This is a genomic window from Tepidiphilus thermophilus, assembly GCF_001418245.1.
Taxonomy (GTDB): Bacteria; Pseudomonadota; Gammaproteobacteria; order Burkholderiales; family Rhodocyclaceae; genus Tepidiphilus; species Tepidiphilus succinatimandens.
Window position 1 is genome coordinate 1 of the sequence record NZ_LIPU01000014.1, and the last position, 11,876, is coordinate 11,876.

At 65.3% G+C, this 11,876-nt stretch carries 12 protein-coding genes; 8 read left to right on the forward strand and 4 right to left on the reverse strand.

Going from position 1 to position 11,876, the window contains the following annotated elements; genetic code table 11:
- Together ASC37_RS09460 and ASC37_RS09465 are read left to right on the forward strand one after the other, a co-directional pair.
- Nucleotides 1-467: alpha/beta hydrolase-fold protein (locus ASC37_RS09460; protein WP_267885682.1), on the forward strand; the 467-nt coding region annotated here is incomplete at its 5' end.
- Between the two features lie 238 nt (nt 468-705).
- Entirely contained in the window at nt 706-1,815 is a 1,110-nt protein-coding gene (locus ASC37_RS09465; RefSeq protein WP_072247984.1) for a porin, read from the forward strand.
- Nucleotides 1,816-1,830: 15 nt separating this feature from the next.
- Here ASC37_RS09465 and fur read toward each other — a convergent pair whose 3' ends face one another.
- The gene (gene fur / locus ASC37_RS09470) at nt 1,831-2,265 is read right to left on the reverse strand and encodes a ferric iron uptake transcriptional regulator (RefSeq protein WP_055424150.1); all 435 of its coding nucleotides are present in this window, start codon (nt 2,263-2,265) and stop codon (nt 1,831-1,833) included.
- Nucleotides 2,266-2,419: 154 nt separating this feature from the next.
- Here fur and ASC37_RS09475 point away from each other — a divergent pair, with 154 nt between their 5' ends.
- From ASC37_RS09475 to greA, 5 genes are all read left to right on the forward strand, one after another.
- Complete coding sequence (locus ASC37_RS09475; RefSeq protein ID WP_072247981.1) at nt 2,420-2,863, forward strand: outer membrane protein assembly factor BamE; 444 nt, start codon at nt 2,420-2,422, stop codon at nt 2,861-2,863.
- Nucleotides 2,860-3,666 (forward strand): 4-hydroxy-tetrahydrodipicolinate reductase, encoded by an 807-nt coding sequence (dapB, locus tag ASC37_RS09480; protein WP_055424151.1) that lies wholly within the window; start codon nt 2,860-2,862, stop codon nt 3,664-3,666. The genes ASC37_RS09475 and dapB overlap by 4 nt, the downstream gene beginning before the upstream one ends.
- Before the next feature lie 133 nt (nt 3,667-3,799).
- Complete coding sequence (carA, locus tag ASC37_RS09485) at nt 3,800-4,951, forward strand: glutamine-hydrolyzing carbamoyl-phosphate synthase small subunit (RefSeq protein ID WP_232424760.1); 1,152 nt, start codon at nt 3,800-3,802, stop codon at nt 4,949-4,951.
- Between the two features lie 73 nt (nt 4,952-5,024).
- A complete protein-coding gene (carB, locus tag ASC37_RS09490; RefSeq protein WP_055424152.1) occupies nt 5,025-8,258 on the forward strand; it encodes a carbamoyl-phosphate synthase large subunit in 3,234 nt (1,077 codons plus the stop codon).
- The gene (gene greA, locus ASC37_RS09495) at nt 8,255-8,728 is read left to right on the forward strand and encodes a transcription elongation factor GreA (RefSeq protein WP_028875069.1); all 474 of its coding nucleotides are present in this window, start codon (nt 8,255-8,257) and stop codon (nt 8,726-8,728) included. The genes carB and greA overlap by 4 nt, the downstream gene beginning before the upstream one ends.
- On the opposite strand, the gene yhbY is transcribed toward greA, so the two are convergent.
- Nucleotides 8,725-9,165 (reverse strand): ribosome assembly RNA-binding protein YhbY, encoded by a 441-nt coding sequence (gene yhbY, locus ASC37_RS09500; RefSeq protein WP_028875070.1) that lies wholly within the window; start codon nt 9,163-9,165, stop codon nt 8,725-8,727. The genes greA and yhbY overlap by 4 nt on opposite strands.
- A gap of 45 nt (nt 9,166-9,210) precedes the next feature.
- On the opposite strand from yhbY, the gene ASC37_RS09505 reads away from it, so the two are divergent.
- Nucleotides 9,211-9,834, forward strand: a complete 624-nt coding sequence (locus tag ASC37_RS09505; protein ID WP_028875071.1) for an RlmE family RNA methyltransferase — start codon at nt 9,211-9,213, stop codon at nt 9,832-9,834.
- Between the two features lie 111 nt (nt 9,835-9,945).
- On the opposite strand, the gene aceA is transcribed toward ASC37_RS09505, so the two are convergent.
- Nucleotides 9,946-11,241, reverse strand: coding sequence for an isocitrate lyase (gene aceA / locus ASC37_RS09510; RefSeq protein WP_206202240.1), 1,296 nt, complete (start codon nt 11,239-11,241; stop codon nt 9,946-9,948).
- Between the two features lie 146 nt (nt 11,242-11,387).
- On the reverse strand, nt 11,388-11,867 hold the full coding sequence (gene rraA / locus ASC37_RS09515; RefSeq protein WP_055424153.1) for a ribonuclease E activity regulator RraA: 480 nt from the start codon (nt 11,865-11,867) through the stop codon (nt 11,388-11,390).
- Between the last annotated feature and the right edge of the window lie 9 nt (nt 11,868-11,876).

Below are 11,876 nucleotides of genomic sequence, written 5' to 3' on the forward strand. Positions count from 1 at the left end.
AACCCCGGCGTCATGACCAACACCACGGAAATTTACAGAAAAAAGGTTGCACAACCGGCGGGCACGGCGCGCTCGTCTGTGCCCTGAAAAATCCTGGCCGCTACGCCTCGGTCTCGGCGTTTGCTCCCATCGCCAACCCCAGCCGCTGCCCTTGGGGGCAGAAAGCGTTTCGCGCCTACCTCGGGGACGATCCCCAACGCTGGCGGCAATGGGACGCCTGCGCGCTCATCGCCCAGGCCGAGGAACGCCTGCCTCTGCTCGTCGATCAAGGGGCAGCGGACGAATTCCTCGCCGAACAGCTCCATCCGGAAGCGCTCGAAGCCGCCTGTGCCGCAGTCGGGCATCCGCTGCAGCTACGGCGTCACCCCGGCTACGATCACAGCTATTACTTCGTGGCTACTTTCATCGACGATCACCTCCGTCATCATGCACAGGCCCTTCTTGGAGATTATCCAAAAGCATATTAGCTGCCAAAGGCATCTTCCGAGACCGAAACGATGCTAGGCGCACAGCCTGTGCGTCTTGTCTAGCTCGGTTTTTTTCTGATCGGCCCGGCGAGCGTCCTCGAAGCACGAGGCGCTCGCGGGCCTTTTTTACGCATGAAATGATTCGGATCGAAGAAATTTGTGTAAAATCGCCGACGTTTGCAGAAATTAAGAGATTTTCATGCAAAAAACAGGTGCTTTTGCTTTCGCATCGCTCTGGATGATGATGTGGGTTGCGCCGAGCGTCGCTGCGGCGGGAATCGAGCTCTACGGCGTGGCCGATGCCTTTGTGAAATTCGGCGAGTGGCGCGGAGACCAGACCGTTGGCGTCGACGACAGCTGGTTTTCCGGCGACCGCATTGGCTTGCGGGGCAAAGAATCGCTTGGTGATGGGCTCGTCGCCACGTTCGTGCTCGAACAGGGCTACGCGCTGGATACGGGCAAGTCGGAGGTGATGAGCCGCGAGGACTCCCTGAAAAACGAGGGCAGTGAAGTGCTCACGCGTCAGGCGTGGGTCGGGCTGGAAGGGGCGTTCGGGCGGGTGGCGCTGGGGCGGCAGTACGCGCCGGGCTATTTCACCTACGCCTACGACGCTTTGCTATCCGCCGTGCCCAGTCCGCAGAGTTGGCTTTCTTTACTGGGACGATTGTCGATCACGCCCAACTCGCCGGCGCGCTGGAACAACGCGGTGACGTGGGAGGGCGGTTTCCGCTCACTGACTTTTTCCGCCATCCATTCGGCCGGTAACCGCGAGACGGCACGTGCCGATGGTCCGGGGGAGGGCGACGACGACAAGGACGGTGTGGCCCTACGCTACGACGGCGGGGCCTTCAAGGCCGGTGCCATTGCCCATGTGGTCCGTTTCGACGGCGAGCATCTCGTCGGCGGGCGAGTGGCCGATGAAACCCAGAAAGAGGGGTTCTTCGGCGCATCCTACGACTTCGGAGTGCTGCGCTTGGCCGGCTCCTGGCAACGAGGGGTCGATGTCCAGGGAGTGGGTGGTTTCGATGTTTCGATCTGGCAGTTTGGGGTACTCGTGCCGTTTGGGCCAAACAATCTGCACTTCGCTTATGGCAAATCCCGTTTCGAGGGGGTGGGCGGGGGAGAGGGAGGGCGATTCTCGCCTTCGTCATGGACCGTCGCCTGGACGCGGGCGCTGTCGAAGCGAACCACCGCGTATGCCGGTTATACGGCGATCGACCATGACGGCCTGGACTGGGGCCAAATGCAATGGCTGGGTCAGACCGACGCGGCCCGCAACGGCCATGCGGCACAGGAGACGGTCGGTGATACGGGGTTCTTCTTCGTCGGGATGCGGCACGTTTTCTGAACGGTTTGCGCGGCGCTATTCGCCCTTCTGGCGGTTCGGGCAATTCTCGCGCCGGCAGTGGGCGTAGAGGTACATCGCGTGATCGGCAACCTCGAAGCCGCGTTCCTGGGCGATTTCTCGCTGCCGCGCCTCGATCGTCGCGTCGAAGAACTCTTCGATGTGGCCGCAGTCGAGGCACACCAGATGGTCGTGGTGCTCGCCGGCGGCCAGCTCGAAGATCGCCTTGCCCGACTCGAAGTGGTGCCGCTCCAGCACGCCGGCCTGCTCGAACTGGGTGAGCACCCGATAGACGGTGGCGAGCCCGATTTCCACGCCGGCGGCGTCGAGCAGGCGATAGACGTCCTCGGCGGTGAGGTGGCGGTGTTCACCGCTCTGGAAGAGCTCGAGGATCTTGAGCCGCGGGTAGGTGGCCTTGAGGCCCATGTTGCGTAGATTCTTCGTGTTGTCCATCGGCAGAAGCCCTCATCTTGGTGCGTGCGTTCCGGCGGCACGACATGCGCTATGATATAGTTTTTCGCCGTTCGGCAGAACCTTAGTGAGACTCATGTCGCCTCGTATTCTCTTGCCGACCGTCGCGTTGGCGCTGCTCTCGAGCGCGTGCTCGATGGACCGACTGGCGGGCCTGGCTTCGCCCTACCGTGCCGACGTGCGCCAGGGTAATTTCCAGGATCCGGAAGCCGTCTCTCGTTTGGAGAAGGGGATGACGCGCGACCAGGTCCGTTTCCTTCTGGGAACGCCGCTGCTCGTCGATCCATTCCGCAACGATCGCTGGGACTACGTCTACTACGTGAAAAAGGGCGACGGCACGATCCAGCAGCGGCGGCTCACCGTGTTTTTCGAGAACGACGTGCTCGTGCGCGTGGCTGGCGACGTGATGCCGACCGAGGGGGATGCGCCGGTGACGAGTTCCGCACCGCGCGTGGTCGAGGTTCCCGGCAAGCCGCCAAAAGAGGAGAAGAAGAAAAAAGAGGAGCCTGAGCCGGCAAGTGGTGAAGCGGGGGGCGGCGCCGAAACCAAAGGGCAGACGAAAGAGGAGAATGCACCATGAAACCGGTTCGGGTTGCAATCGCCGGCGCGGGCGGCCGGATGGGGCGGATGCTGGTCGAGGCAGCGCTCGAGGATCCGGGCATCGAGCTTGCGGCGGCCTTCGTGCGCCCCGGCAGCGAATGGATCGGCCGCGACGCGGGGGATCCAATTGGACGGAGCACCGGTGTGCTCATCGGCGAAGATCCCGAGACAGCAGTTGCCGCGGCGGATTGCGTCATCGACTTCACGCGACCGGGGGGCACCGTCGGGCTTGTCCGAGTGGCTCAGCGGCTGGGCAAATCCGTCGTGATCGGCACCACCGGGTTCGACGCCGAGCAACGGGCCTTGATCGAACAGGCCGCCAAGGAGATTCCCATCGTCCTCGCGCCCAACATGGCCGTCGGGGTCAACGTCGTCTTCCGGCTGCTGGAAGGCGCTGCCGCCTTGCTCGGTGAGGGCTACGACGTAGAGGTGATCGAGGCGCATCACCGCAACAAGGTCGACGCGCCTTCGGGCACCGCCCTCGAGATGGGGCGCATCCTCGCCCGCGTGCTGGGCCTGGACCTCGAACGCGAGGCCGTCTATGGCCGCCAAGGAGAGGTGGGCGTGCGCCCGTCGCGGCAGATCGGCTTTTCCACCATCCGCGGCGGGGATATCGTGGGGGACCACACCGTGCTCTTTGCCGGTACCGGTGAGCGCATCGAGATCACCCACCGTTCGCAGAGCCGCATGCCCTATGCCGTGGGGGCCATGCGTGCGGCGCGTTTCCTGCAGGGGCGCCCGCCCGGTCTCTACGACATGCGCGACGTGCTGGGCTTGCGCTGAAAGGCGCGGCGATTGCCGCCGGCAGGTTTTCGCGGTAAAATATAAATGTAAAGAACGGGATGGCGAAGCGCGCCCATCCCGTTTTTTTCGGCGGGCAGCTCACGCACCGCTGAATCCACTGCAAGGAGCCGTCGTGTCTTTCAATCCCGCGATCCTCGTCCTTGCCGACGGAACGGTGTTCCACGGCGAGGGCATCGGTGCGACCGGTCACACCGTCGGTGAGGTGGTGTTCAACACCTCGATGACGGGCTATCAGGAAATTCTCACCGACCCGAGTTATTCCCGGCAGATCGTCACGCTCACCTATCCGCACATCGGCAACGTCGGCGTCAACGACGAAGACCTCGAATCCGACCGGGTGATGGCCGCCGGTCTGGTGGTGCGCGACGTGCCGCTTCTGGCGAGCAACTTCCGCATGCGCCGCACTTTGCCCGAGTCTCTGCGCGACGAAGGGGTGGTGGCGATCGCCGGCATCGACACGCGCCGCCTCACCCGCATCCTGCGCGATCGCGGTGCGCAGGCAGGCGCCATCGTCACGGCCCCGGTGGGCAAGACGCCGGACGTGGCCGAGGCGCTCGCCCTGGCGCGCGCCTTCCCCGGCTTGGCCGGCATGGATCTGGCCAAAGAAGTGAGCCGGCGTGACGTCGCCATCTGGCACGAGGGCGAATGGGAGCTGGGGCGCGGTTACGTGCCGGCCGGCGAAGGGCCGCGGCACGTGGTGGTCTACGATTACGGCGTCAAGCGCAACATCCTGCGCATGATCGCCGCGCGCGGCTGCCGCGTCACGGTGGTGCCGGCGCAGACCCCGTTCGAACAGACGCTCGCGCTCGCGCCCGACGGCATCCTGCTCGCCAACGGGCCGGGCGATCCGGCCGCCTGCGGTTATGCGATCGCCACCGCGCGCGAGGCGATCGCGCGGCGCATTCCCACCTTCGGCATCTGCCTGGGGCACCAGATCCTGGGGCTTGCCTCGGGGGCGAAGACGGTGAAGATGAAGTTCGGCCATCACGGCGCGAACCATCCGGTCAAGGATCTCGACACCGGGCGCGTGTACATCACCAGCCAGAACCACGGCTTTGCCGTGGATGCCGACACGCTGCCGGCCAATTGCCGCGTCACGCACGTCTCGCTCTTCGACGGCAGCCTGCAGGGGATCGAGCGCACCGACGCGCCGGCCTTCGGCTTCCAGGGCCACCCCGAGGCGAGCCCGGGGCCGCACGACGTGGGGTATCTCTTCGACCGTTTCGTCGCGCTGATCGACGCGCACCGCAACCAACGTCCATGAGTTTTTCCGCCGCCGGCCCCGTCCGTCACGAGCGGGCGGGGCCGGCGGCTACCTACCGACGACAGGGAACGACATGCCCAAGCGTACCGACCTCCACAGTATCCTCATCATCGGCGCCGGCCCGATCATCATCGGCCAGGCGTGCGAGTTCGACTATTCCGGCGTGCAGGCGTGCAAGGCGCTGCGCGAGGAAGGCTACCGCGTGATCCTGGTCAATTCCAACCCGGCCACGATCATGACCGACCCGGAGACGGCCGACGTCACCTATATCGAACCGATCACCGCCGCCGTGCTCGAGCGCATCATCGACAAGGAGCGGCCCGATGCGCTGCTGCCCACCATGGGGGGGCAGACAGCCTTGAACTGCGCGCTCGAGCTCGCCCGCAGCGGGGTGCTGGCGCGCTATGGGGTGGAGCTCATCGGCGCGCGTGAGGAGGCGATCGACAAGGCCGAGGACCGGCAGAAATTCAAGGAGGCGATGACGCGCATCGGGCTGGAGTCGGCGCGCTCGGGTATCGCCCATACCTTGGAAGAGGCGATGGCCGTGCAGGCACGGATCGGCTTTCCGGTCATCATCCGGCCTTCCTTCACCCTTGGGGGCACGGGCGGGGGCATCGCCTACAACATGGAGGAGTTCGTCGAGATCTGCAAGCGGGGGCTGGATGCGAGCCCCATCAGCGAACTGCTCATCGAAGAGTCGCTCATCGGCTGGAAGGAATTCGAGATGGAGGTCGTGCGCGATCGCGCCGACAACTGCATCATCGTCTGCTCCATCGAGAACCTCGACCCGATGGGCGTGCACACCGGCGACTCGATCACCGTGGCGCCGGCGCAGACGCTCACCGACAAGGAATACCAGCGCATGCGCGATGCTTCCCTTGCCGTGCTGCGCGAGATCGGGGTCGACACGGGCGGCTCCAACGTGCAGTTCGCCATCAACCCCAAAGACGGGCGCATGATCGTGATCGAGATGAACCCGCGCGTGTCGCGCTCCTCGGCGCTCGCCTCCAAGGCCACGGGCTTTCCCATCGCCAAGGTGGCGGCCAAGCTCGCCGTGGGCTACACGCTCGACGAGCTCAAGAACGAGATCACCGGCGGGGCGACGCCGACCTCTTTCGAGCCCACGATCGATTACGTGGTCACCAAGGTGCCGCGTTTCGCCTTCGAGAAATTCCCCCAGGCCGACGACCGGCTCACCACGCAGATGAAGTCCGTGGGCGAAGTGATGGCGATCGGCCGCACCTTCCAGGAATCGTTCCAGAAGGCGCTGCGCGGGCTGGAAGTGGGGGTCTATGGGCTCGATGAGCTCGACGCGGATCGCAGCGAACTGGAGCACGAGCTGGCCAACCCCGGCCCACAACGCATCTGGTACGTGGCCCAGGCCTTCCGCGAGGGCTATGCGCTCGCCGACGTGCATCGCCTGTCGCACATCGATCCGTGGTTCCTCGCCCAGATCGAGGATCTCGTGCGCACGGAGCAGTCGCTCATGGGCCGCTCGCTCGAGGCGATCGACGCGGCGCAGATGCGCGCGCTCAAGCGCAAGGGATTCTCCGACCGGCGGCTCGCCAAGCTGCTGCAGCGCGACGAGACCGCCGTGCGCCTGCACCGGCATGCCCTGGGGGTGCGTCCGGTCTATAAGCGGATCGATACCTGCGCGGCCGAGTTCGCCACCCAGACGGCCTACCTCTATTCCACCTACGAGGAAGAGTGCGAGGCGGCCCCGAGCAACCGGCGCAAGATCATGATCCTGGGCGGCGGACCCAACCGTATCGGCCAGGGGATCGAATTCGACTACTGCTGTGTGCATGCGGCGCTCGCACTGCGCGAGGACGGCTTCGAGACCATCATGGTCAACTGCAACCCGGAGACCGTGTCCACCGATTACGACACCTCTGACCGGCTCTATTTCGAACCGATCACGCTGGAAGACATCCTCGAGATCGTCCACGTCGAGCGCCCGGAAGGGGTGATCGTGCAGTTCGGCGGCCAGACGCCGCTCAAGCGCGCCAGGGCGCTGGAGGCGAATGGCGTGCCCATCATCGGCACCGCGCCCGATGCGATCGACGCGGCCGAGGACCGCGAACGCTTCCAGCAGCTGCTCATGCAGCTGGGCCTGCGCCAGCCGCCCAACCGCACCGCGCGCACGCCCGAAGAGGCGTTGCGGCTGGCCGCCGAGATCGGCTATCCGCTGGTGGTACGCCCGAGCTACGTGCTCGGCGGGCGCGCCATGGAGATCGTGCACGAGCAGAAAGACCTCGAGCGCTACATGCGCGAGGCGGTGAAGGTGTCGAACGACTCACCCGTCTTGCTCGACCGGTTCCTCAACGACGCCACCGAGGTCGACGTCGACGCACTCGCCGATGGCAAGGACGTGGTGATCGGCGGCATCATGGAGCACATCGAAATGGCCGGCGTGCATTCGGGCGATTCGGCCTGTTCGCTGCCGCCCTACACGCTCGCGCCGGCCGTGCTCGACGAGATGCGCCGCCAGACGGTGGCCATGGCCCGGGCGCTGGGCGTTGTGGGCCTGATGAACGTGCAGTTCGCCATCCAGGGAGAAGGGGAGAAGGCCGTCGTCTATGTGCTGGAGGTCAATCCGCGCGCCTCCCGCACGGTGCCTTTCGTCTCCAAGGCCTGCGGCGTGCCGCTCGCCAAGGTGGCGGCACGCTGCATGGTGGGACGCCCGCTCGCCGAGCAGGGAGTGACGCGCGAGATCGTGCCGCCCTATTATTCGGTGAAGGAGGCGGTCTTCCCCTTCGTGAAATTCCCCGGGGTCGATCCCATTCTCGGCCCTGAGATGAAGTCGACCGGCGAGGTGATGGGAGTGGGCCAGACCTTCGCCGAAGCCTTTTACAAGGCGCAACTGGCGGCGGGCGTGCGGTTGCCTACCAAGGGGCGCGCTTTCATCAGCGTCAAGCCGAAGGACCGTCCCGCGGCGGTGGAAATCGCCCGCAAGCTGCACGCGCTCGGCTTCGAGCTGGTGGCTACGCGCGGCACGGCCGGCGTGATCGCCCAGGCTGGAATTCCCGTGCGCGTGGTGAATAAGGTGACCGAAGGGCGGCCGCACATCGTCGACATGATCAAGAACGGCGAGATCGATCTCGTCATCAATACGGTCGAAGAGGCGCGCCAGGCGGTGCTCGATTCGCGCTCCATTCGCACGAGCGCGCTCGCGGCCAAGGTCTCGGCGATCTTCACCACCATCGAAGGGGCCGAGGCCGCTTGCCTGGGCATCGAACAGGCAGGACGCTACGACGTGTATTCCTTGCAGTCGCTGCATGCCCGGTTGCGGGAGGAGGCGAGATGAAATACCCCATGACCGTCGAAGGTGCAGAGAAACTGCGCCAGGAATTGCATCGTCTCAAGACCGTGGAGCGGCAGGCGGTGATCGCGGCGATCGCCGAGGCGCGCGCCCACGGCGATCTTTCCGAGAACGCCGAATACGACGCCGCGCGCGAGCGCCAGGCGTTCATCGAGGGGCGCATCCAGGAGCTGGAGGCGAAACTGGCCAATGCCCAGATCATCGACCCGAAGACGCTGGATGCCGACGGGCGGGTCGTGTTCGGCGCCACCGTCGAACTCGAGGATCTGGAAAGCGGCGACAAGGCGTGCTACCAGATCGTCGGCGACGAAGAGGCCGACGTGAAGGCAGGGAAGATCTCGGTGAGCTCGCCGATCGCCCGCGCCCTCATCGGCAAGTACGCCGGCGACGTGGTTCAGGTGCAGACGCCGGGGGGTATGCGCGAGTTCGAGATCCTGGACGTGCGCTACGTCTAAGGCTTGCGGCTCCGCCCCTTGGCGGGGCGGCGTTGGCGTGCCGCCTTGGCTGCGGTGCGCGCTTCGATGAGCGCGCGCAGCCGGGCTGCCCGGGCGAAGGACTTGGCCGATTTTGCATGCGCTGCCGGGGCGGTGGGCTTTTCCGCCGCTGCGCGCGGGGTGGCCTCGGGTTTGGGGCGCCACAGCACCAGCAGGTTGCCGATGTGCTGTACCGGCGCGCAGTCGAGCCGCTCGCAGATCTCGGCCATGAGTGCTTCGCGCACCTCGCGCTCGGAGCCGGCCACCCGTACTTTGATGAGCTCGTGCGCCGTCAGCGCCCGGTCGATCTCCGCAAGTACCGCCTCGGTGAGGCCCTTGCTCGCGATGATGACGACAGGATTGAGGTGATGGGCCTGGGCGCGCAGCGCCCGGCGGGTGTGACTGTCGATCTGGCGCATGGAATGGGGTTTCGCAGCCTAAAACGGAATTTTAACGCAAGGACGATGGGAAAGAACAAAAGCCACCGGGACTGGATCCACCGGCATCTGAACGATCCTTACGTGCAGGAGGCCACCCGCGCCGGCTACCGCTCGCGGGCGGCGTTCAAACTACTCGAGATCGACGACAAGGATCGGCTGCTGCGCCGCGGACAGTGCGTGCTCGACCTGGGTTCGGCGCCAGGGGCTTGGTCGCAGGTGGCGCGCGAGCGCGTGGGGGAGACGGGGCGGGTCTTCGCCCTCGATCTGCTGCCCATGGCGCCGATTCCCGGCGTGGATTTCCTGCAAGGGGATTTCACCGAGGAGGCGACGGAACGGGCGCTGGAGGCGCTGCTCGCCGGCGCAGTGCTCGACGTGGTGCTGAGCGACATGGCGCCCAACCTCTCGGGTATCGCCTCGGTCGATCAGGCGCGTGCAATGCATCTGGCGGAACTCGCGCTCGATTTCGCCGTGCGCCACCTGCGCCCTGAAGGGGTCTTTCTCATCAAGGTGTTCCAGGGAGAAGGGTTCGACGACTTCCGCCGGGCGTTGGGCGCGGCGTTTCGCAGCGTGGCGGTGCGCAAGCCCAAGGCTTCGCGCGATCGCAGTGCGGAGGTGTATCTGCTCGGACGGGGACTGCGCGGCGCTTGAACGCTTGAGTGCGAAGGGCAGCGTGTCAAAGAAAAAAGGCCGGTTTCCCGGCCTCAACTTTGTCTGCGCGCGGCCGTCTGGTGCGGCCGCGGACTCCCCCCTCTCTCGTGATCAGTGGAACTGCTCTTCTTCGGTCGAACCGGTGAGCGCGGTGACGCTGGATTGTCCCCCCTGGATCACCGTGGTCACGTCGTCGAAATAGCCCGTGCCGACTTCGGCCTGGTGCGCCACGAAGGTGTAACCGCGTTCGCGGGCGGCGAATTCGGGTTCCTGCACTTTCTCGACGTAGGCCGACATGCCGCGGCGCACGTAGTCATAGGCCAGGTCGAACATGTTGTACCACATGGAGTGGATGCCGGCGAGCGTGATGAACTGGTACTTGTAGCCCATGGCCCCGAGTTCGCGCTGGAACTTGGCGATGGTGGCGTCGTCCAGGTTCTTCTTCCAGTTGAAGGAGGGCGAGCAGTTGTAGGCGAGCAGCTTGCCGGGGAATTTGGCATGCACCCCTTCGGCGAATTTACGGGCGAATTCGAGATCCGGCGTACCCGTTTCGCACCAGACGAGATCGGCATAGGGCGCGTAGGCGATCGCACGGGCGATGGCCTGCTCCAGACCGTTGCGGGTGCGATAAAACCCTTCGGCGGTGCGCTCACCGGTGAGGAACGGTTTGTCGTATTCGTCGTGATCCGACGTGAGCAGGTCGGCCGCTTCGGCGTCGGTGCGGGCGATGACCAGCGTGGGCACGCCGCAGACGTCGGCGGCAAGCCGTGCGGCGACGAGTTTCTGCACGGCTTCGGAGGTCGGCACCAGCACCTTGCCGCCCATGTGGCCGCATTTCTTCACGGAGGCGAGCTGGTCTTCGAAGTGCACGCCCGAGGCGCCGGCGCGGATCATGGCCTTCATGAGCTCGAAGGCGTTGAGCACGCCGCCGAAACCGGCCTCGGCGTCGGCGACGATGGGCGCGAAGTAGTCGATCCAGCCTTTGTCCCCGGGGTTGAGTCCCTTGCTCCACTGGATCTCATCGGCGCGTTTGAAAGCGTTGTTGATGCGCTCGACCACCACCGGCACGGAATTGACCGGGTAGAGCGACTGGTCGGGGAACATGGCGCGGTATTCGTTGTTGTCCGCGGCCACTTGCCAGCCGGAGAGGTAGATGGCCTTGACGCCGGCTTTCACCTGCTGCATCGCCTGACCGCCGGTGAGCGCGCCGAGGCAGTTGATGTAGGGCTCTTCGTGCAGCAGCTTCCACAGTTTCTCGGCGCCGCGGCGGGCGAGGGTGTATTCAGGGGTGACCGAGCCGCGCAGCCGCACCACGTCTTCGGCGGTGTAGGGGCGCGTGATGCCTTTCCAACGGGGGTTCTCGGCCCAGTCTTTTTTCAGAGCGGCGATCTGCTGTTGACGATCCATGACGGTTCCTTCCATGAGAGAGGGGAAAAAGCCCATGAGCAAAGCTCATGGGCTGCATGGTACGTCAGCTCGAGCGCGACGTCAACAGTCTTATATAAGACATAAGATAAGGCAAGCGTGCCGCGGCATCACGCCGCCTTTATGGTTCATACGAGGGGCGCGTCGGATACGATCACGCCGTCTTCGTCGGCGTAGGCAAACATCCCTGGCGCGAACGTGACGCCGCCGAAACTCACCGGCACGTCGCGTTGCCCTTCGCCGCGCTTGACGGTTTTCATGGGATGGGTGGCAAGCGCCCAGACACCCAGCGGAAGCCGGCCGATGGCGGCCGAATCGCGGATGCAGCCATAGACGACGACTCCGGCCCAGCCGTTCTTCACCGCGAGTTCGGCGAGATTGTCGCCAAGGAGCGCCCGGCGCAGCGATCCTCCGCCGTCGATCACCAGCATCGCGCCCTGGCCGGGCTCAGCGAGCATCTCGCGCACCAGGGCATTGTCCTCGAAAATCTTCAGGGTGCGCACGGGCCCGCCCGCGGCGCGGGCGCCGCCATAGGAGCGCAGCATGGGGGCGAGCACGCGCACGCGGTCTTCGTGCGCGTCGCACAGGTCGGCGGTATGGAAGTCCATAAAAAATCT